The 20,434-nt window shown below is 46.9% G+C and carries 15 protein-coding genes and 1 pseudogene; 7 read left to right on the top strand and 9 right to left on the bottom strand.

Annotation, left to right across the window (positions count from 1 at the left end):
- Positions 1-67 precede the first annotated feature (67 nt).
- Both QUA88_RS08305 and QUA88_RS08300 read right to left on the bottom strand, forming a co-directional pair.
- A complete protein-coding gene (locus QUA88_RS08305) occupies positions 68-1,285 on the bottom strand; it encodes an ABC transporter permease (protein WP_333056064.1) in 1,218 nt (405 codons plus the stop codon).
- A 474-nt stretch (positions 1,286-1,759) separates the two neighbouring features.
- Positions 1,760-3,646 carry an efflux RND transporter periplasmic adaptor subunit gene (locus QUA88_RS08300; protein ID WP_333056063.1) on the bottom strand — a complete coding sequence of 629 codons (1,887 nt, stop codon included), beginning with the start codon at positions 3,644-3,646 and terminating at the stop codon, positions 1,760-1,762.
- A gap of 520 nt (positions 3,647-4,166) precedes the next feature.
- On the opposite strand from QUA88_RS08300, the gene QUA88_RS08295 reads away from it, so the two are divergent.
- Positions 4,167-4,577 (top strand): hypothetical protein, encoded by a 411-nt coding sequence (locus QUA88_RS08295; RefSeq protein WP_333056062.1) that lies wholly within the window; start codon positions 4,167-4,169, stop codon positions 4,575-4,577.
- Positions 4,578-4,588: 11 nt separating this feature from the next.
- Here the strand turns inward: QUA88_RS08295 and QUA88_RS08290 are convergent, their stop codons facing one another.
- The 4 genes from QUA88_RS08290 to QUA88_RS08275 form a co-directional block, all read right to left on the bottom strand.
- Positions 4,589-5,599, bottom strand: a complete 1,011-nt coding sequence (locus QUA88_RS08290) for an ABC transporter permease (protein ID WP_333056061.1) — start codon at positions 5,597-5,599, stop codon at positions 4,589-4,591.
- 236 nt (positions 5,600-5,835) lie between these two features.
- Positions 5,836-7,494: an ABC transporter substrate-binding protein gene (locus tag QUA88_RS08285; protein WP_333209477.1), complete on the bottom strand. Its 1,659-nt coding sequence runs from the start codon at positions 7,492-7,494 to the stop codon at positions 5,836-5,838.
- A 37-nt stretch (positions 7,495-7,531) separates the two neighbouring features.
- Entirely contained in the window at positions 7,532-7,750 is a 219-nt protein-coding gene (locus QUA88_RS08280; protein ID WP_333209475.1) for a hypothetical protein, read from the bottom strand.
- A gap of 241 nt (positions 7,751-7,991) precedes the next feature.
- On the bottom strand, positions 7,992-8,606 hold the full coding sequence (locus tag QUA88_RS08275; protein WP_333056059.1) for a hypothetical protein: 615 nt from the start codon (positions 8,604-8,606) through the stop codon (positions 7,992-7,994).
- 754 nt (positions 8,607-9,360) lie between these two features.
- On the opposite strand from QUA88_RS08275, the gene QUA88_RS08270 reads away from it, so the two are divergent.
- From QUA88_RS08270 to QUA88_RS08260, 3 genes are all read left to right on the top strand, one after another.
- Positions 9,361-10,929: a serine/threonine-protein kinase gene (locus QUA88_RS08270; RefSeq protein WP_333056058.1), complete on the top strand. Its 1,569-nt coding sequence runs from the start codon at positions 9,361-9,363 to the stop codon at positions 10,927-10,929.
- Positions 10,930-11,817: 888 nt separating this feature from the next.
- Entirely contained in the window at positions 11,818-12,150 is a 333-nt protein-coding gene (locus QUA88_RS08265; RefSeq protein WP_333056057.1) for a DUF6825 family protein, read from the top strand.
- 111 nt (positions 12,151-12,261) lie between these two features.
- The gene (locus tag QUA88_RS08260) at positions 12,262-14,028 is read left to right on the top strand and encodes an AarF/ABC1/UbiB kinase family protein (protein WP_333056056.1); all 1,767 of its coding nucleotides are present in this window, start codon (positions 12,262-12,264) and stop codon (positions 14,026-14,028) included.
- Between the two features lie 318 nt (positions 14,029-14,346).
- Here QUA88_RS08260 and QUA88_RS08255 read toward each other — a convergent pair whose 3' ends face one another.
- Positions 14,347-15,528, bottom strand: a complete 1,182-nt coding sequence (locus tag QUA88_RS08255) for an RNA-guided endonuclease TnpB family protein (protein ID WP_333056055.1) — start codon at positions 15,526-15,528, stop codon at positions 14,347-14,349.
- A gap of 117 nt (positions 15,529-15,645) precedes the next feature.
- Here QUA88_RS08255 and QUA88_RS08250 point away from each other — a divergent pair, with 117 nt between their 5' ends.
- The 3 genes from QUA88_RS08250 (at position 15,646) to QUA88_RS08240 (ending at position 18,200) form a co-directional block, all read left to right on the top strand.
- Positions 15,646-16,377 (top strand): PP2C family serine/threonine-protein phosphatase, encoded by a 732-nt coding sequence (locus QUA88_RS08250; RefSeq protein ID WP_333056054.1) that lies wholly within the window; start codon positions 15,646-15,648, stop codon positions 16,375-16,377.
- Between the two features lie 90 nt (positions 16,378-16,467).
- Positions 16,468-17,670, top strand: a complete 1,203-nt coding sequence (locus tag QUA88_RS08245; protein ID WP_333056053.1) for an anhydro-N-acetylmuramic acid kinase — start codon at positions 16,468-16,470, stop codon at positions 17,668-17,670.
- An 80-nt stretch (positions 17,671-17,750) separates the two neighbouring features.
- Positions 17,751-18,200, top strand: a complete 450-nt coding sequence (locus QUA88_RS08240; RefSeq protein ID WP_333056052.1) for a hypothetical protein — start codon at positions 17,751-17,753, stop codon at positions 18,198-18,200.
- A 435-nt stretch (positions 18,201-18,635) separates the two neighbouring features.
- Here QUA88_RS08240 and QUA88_RS08235 read toward each other — a convergent pair whose 3' ends face one another.
- Together QUA88_RS08235 and QUA88_RS08230 are read right to left on the bottom strand one after the other, a co-directional pair.
- Positions 18,636-18,833, bottom strand: a complete 198-nt coding sequence (locus tag QUA88_RS08235) for an NblA/ycf18 family protein (protein WP_006635253.1) — start codon at positions 18,831-18,833, stop codon at positions 18,636-18,638.
- 590 nt (positions 18,834-19,423) lie between these two features.
- Positions 19,424-20,326 (bottom strand): annotated as a pseudogene (locus QUA88_RS08230) (RNA-guided endonuclease InsQ/TnpB family protein); the annotation flags it as partial.
- Between the last annotated feature and the right edge of the window lie 108 nt (positions 20,327-20,434).

The raw sequence follows: 20,434 nt of genomic DNA, 5'->3' as shown, positions 1-20,434 counted from the left end.
GGCATCGGGCATTGGTAATTGAAACCAACAAATAACCAATGACTAATGACTAATGACTATTGACTTCTTAAGCACTTCTCAATGCCACAATCGGGTCTAATTTAGCAGCTTGTTTTGCAGGTACGATGCCGAAAAATAAGCCGATACTGCCGGAAACACCGACTGCAAGTGCGATCGCCATTGGGGAAACACTAGCTTGCAGGGGAGTAAAAGCAGCGACTAAAAGCACGCCGCCGATACCGAATCCAGTGCCGATCGCCCCGCCTGCCGCTGACAAAATCACAGACTCGATCATAAACTGAATTAGGATATCTTGCTGAGAAGCTCCGATCGCCTTTCTCAATCCAATTTCCTTCGTGCGTTCGGTAACAGAAACCAGCATGATATTCATAATCCCGATGCCGCCTACAAACAGCGAAATTGCCGCCACGAAAGCCAGCATCAACGTCAAAGCACCAGTAATACTGCCCAAAGTATTCATTAAATCTTTCTGGTTGCGAACAGTAAAATCATCTTCTTTTGTAATTTTATGACGCAACCTGAGCAAATTTTCTATTTGAAATTGGGCTGCTTGCATCATACTTTCATCTTTAATGGAAACCGAAATAAATGTTACTTTTGTACCGTAGGGAGACGAGCGACCTACGATCCGATTTGCCATTGTTGTCAGCGGCAAATAAACATTCATATCTTGATTGTCGCCAAAACTTGAGCCTTTCGCCTGCATGACACCAATCACTTGAAAAGTCGAGTTTTTGATGCGGATGTATTGACCAAGTGGCGGTGTATTACCAAACAATTGTTCGGCTGCTTCCGATCCTAAAGCAACCACATTTTCCTGTCTTTCTAAATCTAATTTGTTTAAAAATCGACCTTGGGCAACATCAAAGCTTCTGACTGTCAGAAACTCTGGGGTAGTTCCGACAATGGAAGATGAGACATTTTTGTTGCGGTAGGTAACGAGTTGACTATCATTGAGAGTTGGTGCGACTTCTTCGACAGAAGCAACTTGAGATGCGATCGCCTCTGCATCTTCCACTACTAAAGTCTGGGGCGGAATCACCGGGCGGCTTTGTGCTTCAGGACTTCCGGGAATAATAAATAGCAAGTTTGAACCCAGAGAGTTAACCTGTCCTTCGATAAATGTTTGAGCTCCTTCGCCGATACCGATCATCGAAATGACAGAAGCATTGCCGATGATAATTCCTAACATCGTCAAGGTGCTGCGAAGCTTGTTTGCCATCAAAGTTGTGACAGCCATTTTGACGCTTTCAACAATATCCATAATTCGATTTTAGATTTTAGATTTTCGATTTTAGATTGGGGATTATTCGATTTTAGATTTTCGATTTTCGATTTGGGATTGGATTATTCGATTTTAGATTTTAGATTTTAGATTTGGGACTGGGATTATTGGTGTCAACTTAATATTTAAACCCATAATAAACTCGCTTGTAGCCGAGTCTAGATCCCCTAACTCCCCCTTATTAAGAGGGACTTTGACCAAGAATTTCTTGATGGTACAAGCCCCCGGATTTATCCGTGGAATCAATCCAAAATCTAAAATCTAAAATCCTCAAGCCCCCGAATTTATCTCGCGCAAGTCAATCCAAAATCTAAAATCTAAAATCTAAAATCGAATGACTGCTCTTGTCCCCCCCTTAAGAAGGGGGGTTAGGGGGGATGTCCGGGGAAAGAAAACACCCTAGAGCGATCGAGATAAATAAGGCCCCCTGCCCTGTGGCCCATGCCCTATGCCCTATTTCTGATTCTTGATAATATCCTCCAGCTTTTTACCTTGAGGAAGTTCGGTAAAAACGCGATCGCCCGCTTTTGCACCCTCCAAAATCTGAATCTTGTTGCCAATAGTCGATCCAACCGTAACAGGCTTAAACTGCGGCTGTTGTTTCTCATCAGGAACCAGCACACCCGTTTGACCTTTATTAGTCACAATTGCCACCGTCGGCACAACTAAAGCATTGCTCAGCTTTTGACCAACAAATCTCAAATCTACATTCATCCCCGATTGCAGCGAATCTTTGCCCGTATCAATGGCAACTCGCACTTGAAATAGCGTCACATCCCGTTCCTTAACAGCTTCCGGCGCAATTAATTTAACGCGACCTTTAAACACTTTATCTGGATAAGCATCAGCCACTATTTCAACTTCTTGACCAGATTTAATTTGACTGATATCAGCCTCCGGGACTTTCGCCAAAACCTCCACATCTCTAGCTAGAGCGACAATCGATGTCGAAGTTGCCGAAGTAGCTTCCGATGCCGAAGTGGCCGGAGTTACAAAAGCTCCTTGAATGGCGTATCTTTGGGTAATAATTCCAGCAAAAGGAGCGCGAACTTTCGTATCTTCTAACTGCACTTCTTGAAAGCGTACTTGAGCTTGAGCTTCCTCTAATTCAGCTTGAGCTTGAGCTATTTCTTCCGGGCGAGAACCGTTTTCTTGTGCGGCCAATTGACTTTTGGCTTCAGCAACTGCTGCTTCGGCTTTGGCGATTTCTTCTGGACGGTTGCCGTTTTCTAGCTGCGCTAATTTGCTTCTAGCTTCGGCAACTTCTGCTTCGGCTCTCGCAATTTCTTCGGAGCGCGTGCCGTTTTGCAATTGGTTCAATGCTTGCTGCTCGACTTGCACAGCAGCTTGCAGTTGCTGAATTTGGGACTCCCGACTTTCTTGCAGTTGTTGCAGGCGTTTTTGAGATTCTATTAATTTAGCTTGGGCAGTGCGATTTTCTTTAATTAATTCATCCAGTTTATCTTTAGCCAGAGCACCTTCTTCAACTAAAGGTCGGTTGCGTTCCACCCGTTGAGCTGTTAGTTCGGCTTGGGCTTTACTCGAGTCAATTTGCGTTTGTGCTTGGGCAATTTCTTGTTTTACACTACCAGTTTGAGCGTCTGCTAAACGAGCTTGAGCTTGGGCTAAACGAGCTCGCCCTTGGCTGACTTCTTCAACGCGGCTGCCGGCTCGCAGTCGCTGTAAGCCAGCTTGAGTTTGCTGCAAGCGGGCTCTGGCTCCTGCAACTTCTTCAACGCGGCTACCGGCTTGGGCTTGCGCGAGACTGGCCTCGGCTTGCTCTAAGCGCGCTCGGGCGCTGGCGATGTCTTCCGATCGATTTCCTGCTTCGATTTTGGCCAGTCTAGCTCGCGCGCTGGCTTCGCGGGCTTTAGCTTGAGCGAGTTGAGCTTCTACATCGCGGCTTTCCATGCGGGCCACGATTTGTCCTGCTTCGACTTTATCGCCCTGTTCGACAAATAATTCTGCGATCCGGCCGGAGCCTTTGGGGCTGAGATTCACGCGCTGTACGGGCTGCACCGTGCCGCTAGACGTGATCCGCACCGTGAGGTTTTGCGCTTCCACCGGCACTGTCATAGTGGCGATCGCATCTACTTTCGGCTGCGATCGGCTTTTTGCTATATATATTGTGGTCGGTACAGCTAGCAACCCGGCTGCAACCAACCCAATCGCCCACCGCTGCGGTTTGCGCGCGGGTTTCTTCGGAGACTGCTTTTGGGCGGTTTTTTTATCTGCAATTTTGGTCTCTGCGGCCTTGGTGTCTACAGTCTGATTGGTGTCTACAGTCTGAGTATCTTCCACCTTGACCTGAGCAGTTTCCTTTTTAGGGCTAACGATCATACCGACTCACCTAATTTAATCTCAGGATTACCTTAAAGGTAAAATTTTTGCTGATGCTTGGCATCGTCTTTCAGACTCATCCGATCGGGTGATTTCAAAAAAGTTCCCCAACCCGCACCTGTAAACAATTATAGCTAATCTTTGCAAGTTATTAAAAAATGTTAAGTTTTTTCAGCCAAAAGAGGTGGATCTAAACAAAATCGCTCCCGGCTGCTGGCAAATAAAAATATATTTTAATAAATAATATCATTTTTGGGAGATCGGGGCGTGATCCTCAGCAGCAACAAAGGCCGATCGGGCAGCGGGCGATCGACTAAACTCGGTCATTGCCGACTCGTGAGCCCCTCGCTGCGGGATATATGCCAGTGCGAATCTCGCAACGGCACACTATGGACACACTTATTCTCATAAACCCGGTTTCACGGGTAGCGGTGCGTAAACCCTGAATCCATATCAGCCCTGTGCCCACAACAGGGTAAAATGTTTTCCAAATCCCCTTAAAAATGGAAAATAAACAAAAATGAATCGTCCTCAAAGCGTTACCGTTCTGGCAATTTTGCAGCTAATTAGCGGCATTTTCAGCCTCCTTGACGGCTTGTTCATCTTACTTTTTGCTGGCATTTTTGGTGGTCTCGGTGCGGCTTTCGGCGGGGCAAAAGTTGGCACTGTAATTGGCGGCTTCATTGCAATTTTTGCTGGAATTAGTTTTATTTTAGGCCTCCTCTCTTTACTCTTAACTTGGGGTTTGTTTCAACTCAAAAATTGGGCTTGGACGGGAACGTTAATTGTCCATATCATCGCCACCCTCGCGCAAATTGTCAAAATGTTTGGCAGCGGCGGTACAGCAGTCAATTTTTTAACTCTGGGTTTTGCAGTAGCTAGCATTTACTACTTGCTGCGGCCGGATGTTAAACAAGCATTTCGTGTCTGATATCCTTTTAATTAACGGTACTGAATTCTCGGATCTAAAAAAGCATAGGAAATATCAACCGCCAGATTAATCAGTACAAAAGTCACAGACACAAAAATTACTCCACCTTGGACTATTGGGTAATCCCGCGTCAGAATACCGCTATAAATCCAAGAACCAATTCCCGGCCACGAGAAAATCGTTTCCGTCAGAATAGCGCCGCCTAAAAGAGTGCCGAACTGCAAACCGATAGTTGTGACGATCGGCAAAAACGCATTTTTCAAAGCGTGTTTCAAAATCACCCAATATTCCGGCAATCCCTTCGCCCTCGCAGTGCGGATGTAATCTTGAGAAAGCACTTCCAGCATCGCAGAACGAGTGATGCGAGCTATAATAGCCAGAGGAATAGTTCCTAAAGTCAAAGCTGGCAGGATTAAATGGGCGATCGCATCCCGCAAAGCCACCAAATCCCATCTCAGCAACGCATCCAAAACATAAACACCCGTAATCGACTTAAAACCAAACCCTAAATCTACACTAATGCGCCCGCTAGGAGGTAGCCATTTCAGATAAACAGCAAACAAATAAATCAACATCAATCCCAACCAATACACCGGCAAAGATACGCCAATTAACGAACCACTCATCGCTAGATTGTCCAGCCAGCTATTTTTCCGAACAGCAGCCAAAATCCCCGCCGGAATTCCGATAACCAGTGCCACCAACATCGCCACCACAGACAGTTCAAAAGTAGCAGGCCAGCGACTTGTAATTTCATCAATTATGGGGATACCGCTAATAATGCTATTTCCCAAATCCAAGCACAGCAAACTCCATAAAAACGCAAAATATTGCAAAGGTAAAGGCTGATTTAAACCTAATCTCGCTCTCAAAATTTCCACCTGTTCGGGAGTTCCCCGTTCTCCCAAAAGCACTGTAGCTGGGTCTCCTGGTATCAAATGCAAAAAGATAAATACTAGCAGAGTGATTCCGAAAAGGACGGGCAATAGTCCTAGTAAACGTTTTACAATATAATTAATCATGTTTTTTATATAGATTCTATCGGCTCGGATTTTACGGCTTTTTCACATATTATTATGTGATTGGTAGGTTTTTTTTTATGAGCAATATTTGGCATGACTAAAAATATAGATAAACCCGCCCTTTTTTAGGGAACCACCAAGAGAAGAGGGCGGGTTTTTGAGATTGTCGGTATTAGGGCTATATTGTTGGTAAAACCCGCCCCTACACAATTAGATACAAGGAAAATCTGCCATATTCAAGACTTACTAACATCCTCAAAAGACTCAGACCCCAAAGGACTCGGAATCCAACCTTGAATATTCTTGCGTTTCCCTAAAAGCGGCTGTGAATGTACGATCGGCAAACGCACAGCTTCCCCATGCAAAATCTCGCTAACTTCCGCATAAATTTTCGCCCTAGCTGCTTTATCGCCACTCGCCCTCCCCCGATCCAAAAGTTCCAGAACTTTCGGATTTTTCCAATTTCCCAAATCCGCCGTCGAACCCGGCCCGAAGTGAGGATAATAAAAATTGTCTGGATCGCCATAATCTCCTGTCCAACCCAACATAAAAGCTTGAAAGCCGGGAGGTTTGAGCCGATCGGCTAAATAAGCAGACCAATCCTTTGTCAGCAATTTTACCCGAATCCCGATCGCGCTCAAATCCGCCGCCAAAGCCTCAGCAATCGGCTTCGGCGTGGGAAAATATGGACGGCTAACGGGCATATACCACAAATCCAAATCAAAACCGTTCGGATAACCGGCTTTCGCCAGCATTGCTTTAGCTTGCTGTGGGTTAAATTCATCATCTTTAACTCGATCGGACGCCGCCCAATTCAGCGCAGGCGGGATAAATTGCGAATCATGTTTTCCGAGTTCTCCCCAGAAAGCTTTGACTATTGCTGGCTTGTTAATTGTTTGGGCGATCGCCCGCCTGACTTCCGGTTTTGACAAAGGTTCGTAACTCGGATTTAATGCTAAATAACCGACATTAAAAGAAGGTCGCACAACAGCTTCTAAATTAGGATCTCCCTGAACTTCTTGCAATTGATCCGGCGTTAAATCCACAGTAAAATCAAGTTGTCCAGCTCGTAGCTGAGCCAGTCTCGCCGCCGGATCATCAACAAAACGAATTACCAATTGATTGACTTTTGGCGTACCCGTTTTCCAATAATTCGGATTTTTCTCCAAAACAATGCGATCGCCCGATCGCCATTCCCGAAACACAAAAGGCCCCGTACCCACCGCCAGCGACCCCGGAGTGCCGTATTTAGCACCCGCTTTTTTCACCGCCGCCGGACTCGCCATCCCGAAATAACCCGACCCAATCGCCGACGGAAAAGCAGCAAAAGGTCGATTTAAAACAAATTTAATTGTAAACTTATCAACAACCGTCACATCTTTTACTAAAGAATCTTTTTCTCCCTTAAAGCCGGCAAAAAGATTTTTCCAAATCGGATAATTCTTGCCCGCTTCTCGAAAACCGTTAGGATTTTTCGCATCCCACCAGCGATCCACATTAAACTTAACAGCTTCCGCGTCAAAATCCGTACCGTCGTGAAACTTTACCCCGGAACGCAACTTAAAAGTCCAAGTTTTACCATCTTTAGAACTTGACCATTCAGTAGCGAGACTCGGCTCAATTTCCACAGTTCCCGGTTTAAAATCAGTCAAGCGATTGTAAATTTGGTCGATAACAATCACCGAATTGCCATCAGTAATATTTCCCGGTTCCAGATTAATCGGCGGCCCGCCCGCACCGTAAACTAAAGCCCCAGCCGGAACCGGAGCAGGAGTTGTCGGACTTGGAGAATTATTGCTAACAGTGTTTGAAGGAGTGCCGCAATTTGATAAAATTACAGCCATCCCAAAAACTAGACCTAATAAAAATAAACGCCAGGGTTTTAACAATATCATTTCAATAGCTCCAGTTTAATAGAAAATTATACTCATATCAATAAATTATAATTTGCTCTTTCTCTCCCCTCTGTGGTCTCTGCGTTCTCTGCGGTTCATTTAGTAAATTTTCTATTAACAACCCATCTAAATTAACAAACCAAATAGAGCAGCCTGATGATATCATGCTGGAGGGGAAAATATCAAGACACACCTTTACATTAGGCGACGCAGCCAGCATGAGAGCTAACATTTCCGGCCCAGCTAGATGGGTCATTCGATTTTAGATTGTAGATTTTAGAGTTACTCCCTGAATCTAGGGGGAGCATAAACATTCCTTTCCTCACCCAAAAGATTTTTGAATATCTGCATATAACAACCCGATTCGGAATTCAAAAACATCAATATTTCTCTCTTTTCTCTTTTCTCTTTCTCTGCGCCCTCTGCGCCCTCTGCGGTTTAAAAAAAAATCTACTTTACTTCAAGCAATAGGATGGCTATAGGCGATCGCACCCACCCTACAAATCAAAACTCTCTTCACCAATACTTCCCAGTTCCCCGCTACCCAGAAACTCTTCCTCCTCTACTTCCTCACTCCCCGACTCGAAACTTTCCACCACAAACGGCAAACCCGCCGCCATCAAACCCCGTTGAACCAGTTCCGGCGTTTCCTCAAACAAAACAAATAGCGGATGAACAGCCTCAGCTTCATCGCTGTAAATATGTCTGTAGCGGTGTGGCATCACCCATTCGTAACCTTTATCCAGCCAAACCTGAGACTGCCGCCAGCGGCCGAGCAACTCAGAAAACTCTTCGCCCGGACGATGAATGAAAATCAAAATTTCCACTCCAATTTTAACTTTCCATTCAGGATCGCACATCAAAATCGCCAAATCGCAGGGCAAACAAACTGCCTGTCCGGGCGATATGCTAGTGCCGCTGCTTCCGGCATAAGAAACCCCGTCCCGCAAGCGCGCAATTGGCAAAGGAATTGTGATTAAACTCTCATGGGCGCGGCGGATACTCGGAATCATTTCCATGTAAACCCGATATTTTTTCAGCAGGGCGATCGCGGCAGAAGATTCGCTGTACTCTGCTAGTAAAGTCTCGTAATGTGATTGTTTAACAGACATATTCAAACCAAAGAATAAGTAATTACTAATTGCTGCTAATTGCTAATCTATCGCTTCTCGTTACTAGGAAGACCCCATTTGTGACAACTTAAGCTCAAGTTCCCCCCTTCGGAGAACTTGAGCTTGCCTCCAGGCCTTGCTGTGTAACGCGAACAGCGATTGAAGCATTTATGGCTATGGGCTACAAATGTCGGGAGAATGCTTACAGCCTTTTTATTTACAAGGTTTGAGCCATGTGCAGTCTCAAGATTAAGCCCCATACGATGCCTCTTTGTTATTTTATGCCGCTCGCCTGAACTTCATCAGAGCCAAAAAGGTAATCTGGTCTGTAATGTTTGACTCTGGGAGCAACATCAGACGTGAGAGTGTCAATTCCCCAAGCTCAAGATCGCCATCCGGCAATCTTAGCGATCATAAGATTGCTCATAAGTCAACATAAAACCTAAATTTTTACAAAAATCGGCTAATTTTAAAGACTTGCTAAAGCAATGAGGGGTTGTACCCCCCACAAGTTAGAGTCAGATATTATAGATGCACCCTGATGGCTTTCCCGTTCCACAAGAGCGGGATTTTTATTATTGGAAAGCCGGAGCGTTAAGTTTCACGCTACTACAGATAAAATGACGTGGGGATGCCAAGATTAAAGATATAGCAGAGCTAAAGCTCAAACTAGGGCGCCGATCGAACCTCACCCCTAACTCTGCGAAATAACCCAAAGGCGGTAGCATAGTTTGGGAAACGGCATCAACTGAAGATGAACTTAGCGCCAGCAACAGTCCTGCAACAGGGCAAATACACAATTAACGCGACTTTAGGGATAGGAGGGTTCGGCATCACTTACCGAGCTATCCACACCCATTTAAACCAAACCGTCGTACTCAAAACCCTCAACGAAAGTCTGCGCCAACACCCAGAATCTGCCCAATTTCAGCAGCAGTTTATTGCCGAAGCCCAACAGCGATCGCGGTGTCAGCATCCCAACATAGTCAGGGTAATCGACTTTTTTGAAGAAGCCGGACAGTCTTTTATTGCAATGGACTACATTCCGGGCCAAACTCTCGCCCAAATAGTCGAAACCGATGGGCCGCTCCCAGAAGCCCAGGCCCTGCACTATATTCGGCAAATAGCCTCAGCCTTAAGTACAGTTCACCACAGCGGATTGCTGCACGGAGATATCAAGCCAGAAAATATTATCCGGCGAGCCGATTCTCACGTAGTAATGTTAATAGATTTCGGAATTGCTCGCGGCTTTACCGCCGGCACCAAGCAAACCCACACCAACTTGCTCTCCCCTGGGTACGCGCCGATCGAACAATACCTCCATGACGGTAAATGTACATCGGCCACTGACATCTACGCGATCTCCGCCACCCTCTACTACTTACTCTCCGGCGTGGCGCCCGTAGCAGCACCCCTGCGCGATCGCATTCCCTTGACTGACTTACGGCAATTTCAGCCCAACCTCAGCCCAGGAATCGAGCGAGCCATCCTTCAGGGACTCGAAATCGACCCCCACAACCGCCCTCAGACAGTGGAAAATTGGCTCACCATGCTGCAAGAAACAGAGCGAGTATCAGTAAAAAGAAAAGGCAAGCAAAGTCTAAGATTGCCCGCACCTCCCCCGCCGCAGTTGACTTTTGTGGCATTTGTGGTAACGGCTGCAATTGCAGGCTGGATGGGTTTTGACCTAGCATCGCACTACAACAGCACCAGTCTCAGTAATAGTCCCAAAATTGAATCCTTCCCATCTCTCGAAGATTTGCTCAAATCCCGCGATTTATCAGAGCCGATGTTCGGACAGCCGTCTGTCGAAAGCACCCCTCTCTACCCCATCGAACTCAACAAGCTCCCCAAACCCCCCTTAGACAGCAGCAACATTCCCGAACAAATCGAGTCCTCAGAAACTAGCGCCGAACTTTCTGAGTCTCCAAACGAGGAAACTCCCGCCCCAGATCCCGAAGCGGAATCTGAGCCATCCCCGGCGCCAGAACCCGCAGAGGAGCCTTCTGAGTCCCTCATTCCAGAGCCTCAAACCGAAATCGAGCCAGAGCCCGAACCAGAAGCCGCACCGGTACCGGAAGTTGCGCCCCTGCCTCCAGAACCGCCCGCCCCACCCGCCCCACCTGCCCCTGAGAGTGCTAGCGCTGAAACCTGGCCGTCGTCGGAATCCCCGTCACCAGTAATAGCCTCGCCGATCGAGCGATCGCCTGAGCCTGCAATACCAAGCGGCAGTGACAACTATTCAGATAGTTCGATCGCACCTGATTCACCACCCCCTGTGGCAGATCCCACAATGCCTTTTCCCGAACCTGCGACAAATTAGTATGGTTTTTGTTGGTTAAAAGTGCGGACAAATACTTGGTTTTATGAGTCAGCAAATATCCGCTCAGTAGTTGAGATAATAAGGCCCTACCTAGCCAACGACTATCTTCCAAAAACTTCCGTCGAATCTGAAAATCCCAACAGTCGCCGTCTGAGTTTATCGAATATTTCCTATTCCCTCGGCAATCTAAATGCCCGCAAAAAATTGCAGGACTGTTTTCTATTTGGATTTAAATTATGTTATAATATGTGCGCGGCGCTGAGGTGGTGTGATGTCGCGTATTAATACTGCCAAGCTGCAAACATTTTGGTACAAAGCAACCCCAACCTCGAATTTGAGCCAGTGTAAGCGACGCTTTAGGGCTACGCCGTGGCGCGTTAGACTGTTCTAAATCTCAAGAATCCCATCTCCGACACTCGGGGTGGGAGTGTCAATTCCCCCAAAATTCCTTCCTTTGGGAGCAAGCATCATCGGGGACAAGCAAGTTATAATTTGTTGCGGAAGCGCACAGAGATTTTTTGTCAGGAACTCAGGGCTAAAGCCACTGAGCTTGTAATTTCTTACAAGCTGTTCTGACCAGACCCCTCTCAGGAGGAGACGTTATTCAGGTCACGACACTCCTTGAGTGCGACGCCAGTTTTCCGCTCTGTCATCTGCAATTAAACAGTTTTAAAGTCACGCTCGACAGTGTTGCAGGTCTAACAAGCCTTTATAACCAGGTCTGCACGAACATTACCCCGCAAGGGAGGAAGGAGACAACTGTATCTCCATTGGAGGGGCAACCATACCCCTCTAACCCCGAAAGGGGATTCAAGGCGGTTGAAACCGCCGAGTCGTTTTCCTCTCAGGTCTAAAGACTCTGAGTTTCCCACTTACCGAATATTTTTTATGAGTAAACCCCCAGTTCATGCTTTTTTTGTAGGCAGAGCACTTGCCGAAGCACTGTACGAGCAATTAGAAAGCGCGGCCACCAACGCTTTCTCTGAACTCGGCAAATTTGACGCAGAACAAAGAGAACGCCTGCGGCAGTTCACCGATCGAGTTGTGGAACGGGCCAATAGAGCTTCGGATGAGGCGATGCAGACCAGAACTGGCACCGATCGCACCACCACCATTCAAGACATCCATCCCGCTGATTTGCAAGCGACTATTGACGAGCTGCGCGCCGAAGTGGCTCTGGTGCGATCGGAATTGCAGCGTTACCGCAGCAGTTTGCCCTAGGGATCGACTCGACCACAACTATTATTTACAACGTGAGCGCACTGCTTTGCGCTCCTGCGCTCCTACTTTCAATCAAAGCAACAACATAAAATAAGCAATTTGGGAACCCAAGTGTCTGCTCTCCTTGATGACTCTGTTAATCGCCAGCGCTCCCCCAAGCACACTGGCGAAGCCGATGAGCAAAAAACTCCTAGTAAATCCTACAAAAGTAAAGCTTATCGCTGGAATCGCGAAAAATACTCCCGGAAGCGGCGCTTCTTCGACATTTGGGCCTTTGTCTTGCTCTGGCTGGCTTCGCTGTGGCTCGACAGCAAAAATTGGAGCTACTGGGGAGGCGTGACTGAAGAAAAGAAAGTTGCCAGACGGCGCTTTCAAGCTATCTGGGTTCGAGAAACACTCTTGGATTTGGGGCCAACTTTCATTAAAGTCGGCCAATTATTTTCCACCCGCGCCGACTTGTTCCCCGCAGAGTTTGTCGAGGAACTTTCTAAGCTGCAAGATAAAGTGCCTGCTTTCAGCTACGAGCAGTTAGAGGTAATTGTCGAGCAAGACTTGGGCAAGACTGTTCAAGAACTCTACCGCAGCTTTGACCCGGTGCCCCTGGCTGCTGCCAGTCTGGGTCAGGTACACAAAGCTCAACTGCATTCGGGCCCGGAAGTGGTGGTCAAGGTGCAGCGGCCGGGACTGCGGAAACTGTTCGAGATCGATTTGCAAATTCTTAAGGGAATAGCCCGCTACTTTCAAAACCATCCTAAGTGGGGCCGCGGCCGCGATTGGATGGGGATTTATGAGGAATGCTGTCGCATTCTGTGGCTGGAAATTGACTATCTCCATGAAGGCCGCAATGCTGATACTTTTCGCCGCAATTTTAGCAACTGTGACTGGGTGCGGGTGCCGAGGGTTTATTGGCGGTACGCGGCTCCGCGAGTGCTGACTTTGGAATACCTGCCGGGGATTAAAATCAGCCACTACGAAGCTTTGGAAGCGGCCGGTATCGATCGTAAATTAATCGCTCAGTTGGGCGCAAAAGCTTATTTGCGCCAGTTGCTCAACGACGGCTTTTTCCACGCTGACCCACACCCCGGCAACATCGCAGTTAGTGCTGACGGTTGTCTGATTTTCTACGATTTTGGCATGATGGGGCAAATCCAGTCGAACGTCCGCGAAGGACTGATGGAGACGCTCTACGGCATTGCTTCCAAGGATGGACAGCGGATTATGGATTCTCTGATCAATTTGGGAGCCTTGGTGCCTACGGGTGATATGAGTCCGGTGCGCCGCAGCATCCAGTATATGCTGGATAACTTCATGGACAAGCCTTTTGAAAATCAGTCTGTGAGCGCGATTACCGACGACCTTTACGATATTGCCTACAATCAACCTTTTCGCTTCCCAGCTACTTTTACTTTTGTAATGCGAGCTTTTTCCACCATCGAAGGGGTGGGCCGAGGTTTAGATCCCGAGTTCAACTTTATGGAGGTGGCACAACCTTTTGCCATGCAGCTTATGACTAATGGAAATGGCCATGATACAAGTAGCAGCATTTTTAATGAAATCGGCCGTCAGGCGGCTCAGGTGAGTTCGAGTGCTTTGGGTTTGCCCCGCCGGATTGAGGAGACTATTGATAAACTCGAACAGGGAGATTTGCGGATTCGCGTCCGTTCTGCCGAAACAGAGCGTTTGCTCCGCCGGATGAGCAGCGCTCAAATGGGCACGAATTATGCTTTGCTGATGAGTGCTTTTACTTTGTCGGCGACAATTTTGTTTGTCAGCAATCAGGTCTGGCCGGCTGTCGCTGTTGCCGTGCTGGCTGCGGGTGCAGGGTTGGCTCTTATGCGTTTGTTCAAGCGGATCGATCGTTTAGACAGGATGTCATAATGGGGCAATTTGGGATTTGAAATTTCAGGTTTGAGATTTCTCGCCAGCCAAAATTTGACCTCGAATGTTAAGTTTTGGCTGCCATACCACAGATTGCTAAAATTTACAACACTTACGCGCTTTGAGGCGAAAAACCCGGTTGCTGCCTAAGTTTTTCGCCAGCTAAACCTCTGATTTTGGGTATAAATCCTGTTTTTTTTGCAGGTGCTGCTTAATTTACTGGGTTTACCGAAATTTTAAGATGGGATTACCATCATACGATCTACAATTTGACATCCACCCCGCCCTATAAGGGCGAGGATTCCTAAGACTCACAACTTAGGTTTCTGCTTCTTTCCCTGACGGGGATTTCGCACCAGCCTTAACAGATTTACTCTGTTGGGGTCTTACAGTCGCTCCACAGACTGATACGGCAAGCCCTGCCGCCAAAATATTTTTCGCAGCGTTAATATCACGATCATGGTGAGTACCGCACTTAGGGCAATCCCATTCCCGGATATTTAACGGCAACTTGTCAACAATGTGGCCACAATTGCCACATCGCTTAGAACTCGGAAACCAGCGATCAATCTTAATTAAAGTGCGACCATACCAATCACACTTGTAATCAAGTTGTCTGACCAATTCCCCCCAGCTTGCGTCACTTATAGAAGCGGCGAGTTTCCGATTTTTAACCATATTCTTCACAGCTAAGTCTTCTACGGCGATGGTTTGGTTTTCACGCACCAACCGCGTCGTTAACTTGTGAAGATTATCTTTCCTTGCATCAGTGATCTCTTGATACACTTTCGCTACTTTAAGTCGTGCCTTGTAACGATTATTTGATCCCTTTTGCTTACGACTTAAAGCTTTCTGCGCTCTTCTAAGTTTGCGATACTTTGCTTTGAATCCTTTGGGATTGACAATCTTTTCGCCAGTGTTCAAGGTAAGCAAGCTGGTAATTCCCAAATCGATACCGACTTGATTACCTGTTTCGGGTAATTTTTCAATTTCTACATCTACCAGTAGAGAAACTGACCACCTGCCCGATGGTGCAAGCTTTACCGTAATAGTTGATGGTATGGCACCATCAGGTAATATACGGCTCCAGCGAATTGGCAATGCTTGTGTGTTTTTTGCTAAGTAGATTTGTCCATCTCTGAACTTAAATGCCGACTTAGTAAATTCTGCGCTGCCACCGTTACGTTTCTTTTTGTAGTTAGGGTATTTTGCTCGCCCATCAAAAAAATTGGTGTAAGCCGTCTGTAAATGTCTCAAGCATTGCTGCAAAGGCACGCAGCTAACTTCGTTAAGAAAATCTAGTTCTTCAGTTTTCTTCCATTCGGTTAACATTGAAGAAGTCTCAGCATATCCTACTCGTTTCTGTTCTGTGTACCAAGCTTCAGTCCTTGTGGCTAAAGCACGGTTGTAGACCAAACGAGCACAACCCAGAGTACGTCGCAACAAATTTTCCTGTTCCGGCGTTGGGTATAATCGATAGCTGAAGGCTTTTAGTGTCATGCTTACTTTAAATGTGCTGTTTTACATAGTAGCACCTCTTATGTAAGATGGTACGTCTTAACAAAAATCTATGTAAAGCCGTCCTACAAGGACGGGGTTTCAGACCCATTTTTTCTGATGAAACGCTCTTTCGCAGGTAAGACAGACACAGGGCTAGTTCGTTCCGTAAATCAGGATTCGTACTACATAGACTCTGACGGGCGATTTTTCATAGTGGCCGACGGAATGGGAGGACACGCCGGAGGTCAAGAAGCCAGCCGGATTGCGACTCAGGCGATTCAATCTTATTTGCTCGAACATTGGGAAGGGCCAGAGGATTCTCCCCTGTTGTTGGAAAAGGCTTTTTTAATTGCCAATCAAGCAATTTTGACGGATCAGCTCGACCACCCGGAGCGTGCTGATATGGGAACTACGGCTGTGGTTCTCATGTTTAGGGATGAGGGCCGACCCTGGTGCGCTAATATCGGGGACTCTCGCTTGTACCGACTGCACGGATCTCGCTTGGAACAGATTACTGAAGACCAGACTTGGGTGGCTCAGGCTGTGAAAAGAAAGGCCCTAACTCCTGACCAGGCTCGCTCTCATCCTTGGCGTCACGTTTTGTCCCAGTGTTTGGGCCGCGATGATTTGCGGGAGATAGATATTTTGCCGGTGGACGTGCAGCCTGGGGATCGCTTGCTGCTCTGCAGCGATGGCTTGACTGAAGAACTTTCCGATCCTTTGATAGCTTCGCCTCTGAAGTCGATTCGCGCCTGCGAGGGCGCTGCAAATGCTTTAATTCAAGCAGCGAAGGATAAAGGTGGACGCGATAATATTACTGTGGTGATCGTGACGATCGACCTCAAATAATATTCATCGCCCGATCGCACCCGACCATCTAAAATCGAAAAATCGAAAAATTGAACAATCTAAAATCTAAAATCTAAAATCTAAAATAGAATGACCCGCGTTATCGGTTTGATCAGCGGCACGTCGGTGGATGGCATAGATGCTGCTTTGGTGGATGTGGTCGGTTCCCAAACAGACTTGAAAGTGCAATTGGTGGCCGGCAACACTTTCCCTTATCCTGCTAATTTGCGATCGCAAATTCTCTCGGTTTGCAGTGGCTCAGCTTTGTCAATGGCTGAACTAGCCCAATTAGATGATGCCATCGCCCAAGAATTTGCCAGGGCAGCCTTGACAATTCAAGCAGAATATGATAAAGCCGAATTAATCGGCTCTCACGGTCAAACCGTCTACCACCGACCTGCTGGGAAAGCCCAGAAAGACAGCGCCGGTGCGTTAATGGGCTACAGCTTGCAAATCGGGCGGGGCGCGCTAATTGCGGAATTGACAGGAATTACTACGGTGAGTAACTTTCGATCGGCAGACATTGCGGCCGGGGGTCAAGGAGCACCCTTAGTGTCAATAGTTGATGCCTGCCTGCTGGCGGAACCCAACATCAGCCTCTGCATCCAAAATCTAGGGGGAATTGGCAATGTTACCTATCTTCCGGCCAGGGGAAAAGGGGGAAAGAATGACGAGTCTGAGATTTTCAGTCTTGGGGATGGCATATCGGGCTGGGATACAGGCCCGGCGAATTCCCTGTTAGATTTGGCAGTACAGCACTTCTCAGGCGGCACTAAGACGATCGACGAAGGTGGAGCTTGGGCGGCATCGGGCACTCCCTGTCAAGCTTTAGTCGAGGATTGGCTCGCATCAGAGTTCTTCCGCCAACCACCTCCGAAATCAACGGGGCGAGAGCTATTTGGTGTAGACTATTTTGACAGGTGTTTGGTCGAGGCCGAAGGTTACAACCTCAGTCCTGCTGACGTGCTGGCTACTCTGACAGAACTGACTGTTGCCTCGATCGTTCACAGTTACCAAACTTTTTTACCGGCTATGCCCGATCGAGTTTTACTATGCGGGGGCGGCAGCCACAACCTCTACTTAAAACGCCGATTGCAATCTCAATTGCATCCAGTGCAAGTGTTGACTACTTCAGAGGCAGGCTTGAATGTAGATTTTAAAGAGGCGATCGCGTTCGCGGTTTTAGCCGCATGGCGGGTTCGGGGCATTCCCGGCAATCTGCCTCAAGTTACTGGTGCCCGGACATCGGTACTTTTAGGAGAAATTAACTCTTGTTGGCACAGTTGGGCGTGATAGCATAGAGTCTGAGGGACAACGGCTGTGCGTTGTTGCACCAGCATTGTAGCCAGCAGGAAAAGCATAGGAACAGCACTGTGGCTCACACGTTTTTAATGGAATCTGGCCAATGGACGCTCGAAGGAAGCTGGATTGAGCGCAATGGCGTGCCAATTACGGTTAAAGGCAAAACTTTAGTGAGCTGGAACCGAACAGATTGGTTCAGTATGGTGACAAAGCTCGTATTTCCTGGAGGCGATCGCGAAGAGATTATTTTGCAGTACCGAGGACACCTCAACAGTGATGAACGGCAGTATACTTTTGTACTCCAACACAGCGAACTCGCCCGCGTCGAGGGCGAAGGTTGGATTGCTCCCCAGTCGATCGTCCAGCGTTATTGGGTATTGGGAGACGAACGCCAGCGGCGGACGGGTTTTGATACCCTTCACCGGGTTGATGAGAACCGCTACTACCAATCTAGCGGCATCATGTCTGGTCATTACTTGACAAGTACAATGGAGGCGACTCTGGAACGTCAGCCGGAATAACTCTTTCTAGAGGCCACAGTTGCCAGTTCTAGGGATTGTGATGTGAAAACTAAAGGTTTTGCTAGTCGGAGGTCGCGCTCAGATGTCCGACTAGCGCCATTGTTGTCAAACCTCATCCGCTGCAAATAAACAAAAATATATTGAATTTGTTAAAAATTTTAAGTGGTTAAAAAATTAACACTTTTTATTAATAGTTGTCCAATTTTCGAGTTGAGACGCGATAAATTATCTTTGCACTCTCCAGTGGTGTCGATCGACAAACTGCTGACATCGACTTCCACATTCAGTGAAATCCACAAAGGAATTGTCAAATTTTCCTCACGTCTTTACAGATGCGTTCTAGCTTCTGCCTTCGAGTGACGCCCCATCACCCCCAACTCCTTTCCGCTTGAGGGAACAGAGTAAGAGACGGAGGTCGCCGACTGCGACTCTTGGCTACTCAACACCTGGGTTAGGTTCTAAACCCCAGTGGTGTTTCAGAAAATGGCGGTACATGGTTTCTCGTAGCATCATTTGCTCGTAAAGCTTGACCAAAAACTCCTGAGCTTGTTCGCGGCTCATGTCACTTACCTGTGTTTTGAAGGAACACAGGCTAAATTGCTGTTCCAAAGACAATTCTGCTGGTTGGCTCATGACTTTGACTCCTCTGTAAGTAAAGGTGACTTAAAACTGAACACCTGGATTAACCAGATTTGTAAGTTGTTTCAGCGATCGACCGTTGGTTTCGGGATGCCCGATTTCCCATCTGGCTTTAGTATATATTACAAAAGGTAACAATGATTTGACAAAATTACCATCTGTCCTAGGAAATAACTTACTTAGGGATAGAGATGGCGAGATGTCTGCAAAAGTTCCTTCCGCAGGCATATACAAGTGTATCTACTTGTCAAGAGAAAAAAGGCTCAGTACGAACCAAAATAATTGAAGCCCTTTATACCAAATCCGGCGGATCTTCTCTCCGCGAGGGGGATAGCGGGAGATGAGGATAGCGGGAGATGAGGATAGCGGGAGATGAGGATAGCGGGAGATGAGGATAGCGGGAGATGGGGAGATGCGGAAAGGGGGAGATTGAAAGATGAGGAGATGAGGAGCGGAAGAGCGGGAGAGCGGGAGATGAGGAGATTGGGAAAATTTCTATTTCTGCTACACAAATACTAGACAAGTCTAGACATTTGCTTCTTACTTCATCGGGAGCATGGGAGCGGTTATCCCTCAGTAAGCTTTCACGGTTTAGCCAACCGCGATAACATAATTGCTGCGTTTAAATCTCTGTCCATCGAATGACCACAACTTCCACAGTTATAAGTCCTTTCTTTGAGTGGCATATCTTGGATGTGTCCACAGTTTGAACAGGTCTTGCTCGACGGGAACCATCGGTCGGCAACGATTATTTCACAGCCAAACTTTTTAGCCTTGTACTCTAACTGGCGTTTGAATTCATGGAATCCACAATCAGCTATTACTTGAGCTAGTTTATAATTTGCCAACATCCCGGAAACGTTCAAATTTTCTACTACTATTTTTGCGTGGTTTTTGCATAAGTAAGTAGTGATTTGATGCCGAGTATTTTTTCTAAGATTTGCTACCTTAGCGTGATGCTTTGCTAATTGAATTTTGGCTTTGTATCTATTCTCGGAACCCTTGACTTTTCTGGCAAGAACCCTTGACAACCTCTTGAGTTTTGCGAGATGTGCTTTGTAGTGCTTTGGGTTCGGAAATACTACGCCAGTTGAAAGTGTAGCTAACTCTTTGACTCCCAAATCAACTCCTACAACATCATGACTTTTGATTGTAGGTTCATGATGTTGTTCGTAGGCAAATGCGATAAACCAACTATCGGCAGTGCGCGAAATGGTAATTGACTTGCAAGTTGTATGAGGCAATCCCTCGTGAGTTTTTACCCAGCCGATTGTCGGCAACTTTATAGATGTACCGCCCACAGGGATAGGCTTACCACTCGCATCAATAGTGAAAGAATCGTGATGCCCCTTCTTCTTGAATTTGGGATAGCCACCTTTTTTTGAGAAGAATCTAGAGAAAGAATCCCCAAGGTTATCAAACGCATACTGGGTAATTTTTTGGCAAATACCTGCCTCTTTAATCCACGTAAACTCAGGTTTTACATGGTTGTTAAAGAATTTCTTGAGGAGGTATTTATTGGGAGCGTGTCACTTTTGCAATGAGTATAAATACCCAAAAATACTAGGGCAGAGGTTTTGAGCTATTTTTGGGCA

It is taken from the genome of Microcoleus sp. D3_18_C2 (genome assembly GCF_036702395.1).
Classification (GTDB): Bacteria; Cyanobacteriota; Cyanobacteriia; order Cyanobacteriales; family Microcoleaceae; genus Microcoleus.
This window is presented reverse-complemented; position numbering and strand designations above follow the sequence as displayed.

Bases quoted from the DNA above. Each gene is read 5' to 3' on its own strand.
- QUA88_RS08305 (WP_333056064.1), bottom strand. From the start codon at position 1,285: ATGGATATTGTTGAAAGCGTCAAAATGGCTGTCACAACTTTGATGGCA.
- QUA88_RS08300 (WP_333056063.1), bottom strand. From the start codon at position 3,646: ATGATCGTTAGCCCTAAAAAGGAAACTGCTCAGGTCAAGGTGGAAGAT.
- QUA88_RS08295 (WP_333056062.1), top strand. From the start codon at position 4,167: ATGAATCGTCCTCAAAGCGTTACCGTTCTGGCAATTTTGCAGCTAATT.
- QUA88_RS08290 (WP_333056061.1), bottom strand. From the start codon at position 5,599: ATGATTAATTATATTGTAAAACGTTTACTAGGACTATTGCCCGTCCTT.
- QUA88_RS08285 (WP_333209477.1), bottom strand. From the start codon at position 7,494: ATGATATTGTTAAAACCCTGGCGTTTATTTTTATTAGGTCTAGTTTTT.
- QUA88_RS08280 (WP_333209475.1), bottom strand. From the start codon at position 7,750: ATGACCCATCTAGCTGGGCCGGAAATGTTAGCTCTCATGCTGGCTGCG.
- QUA88_RS08275 (WP_333056059.1), bottom strand. From the start codon at position 8,606: ATGTCTGTTAAACAATCACATTACGAGACTTTACTAGCAGAGTACAGC.
- QUA88_RS08270 (WP_333056058.1), top strand. From the start codon at position 9,361: ATGAACTTAGCGCCAGCAACAGTCCTGCAACAGGGCAAATACACAATT.
- QUA88_RS08265 (WP_333056057.1), top strand. From the start codon at position 11,818: ATGAGTAAACCCCCAGTTCATGCTTTTTTTGTAGGCAGAGCACTTGCC.
- QUA88_RS08255 (WP_333056055.1), bottom strand. From the start codon at position 15,528: ATGACACTAAAAGCCTTCAGCTATCGATTATACCCAACGCCGGAACAG.
- QUA88_RS08250 (WP_333056054.1), top strand. From the start codon at position 15,646: ATGAAACGCTCTTTCGCAGGTAAGACAGACACAGGGCTAGTTCGTTCC.
- QUA88_RS08245 (WP_333056053.1), top strand. From the start codon at position 16,468: ATGACCCGCGTTATCGGTTTGATCAGCGGCACGTCGGTGGATGGCATA.
- QUA88_RS08235 (WP_006635253.1), bottom strand. From the start codon at position 18,833: ATGAGCCAACCAGCAGAATTGTCTTTGGAACAGCAATTTAGCCTGTGT.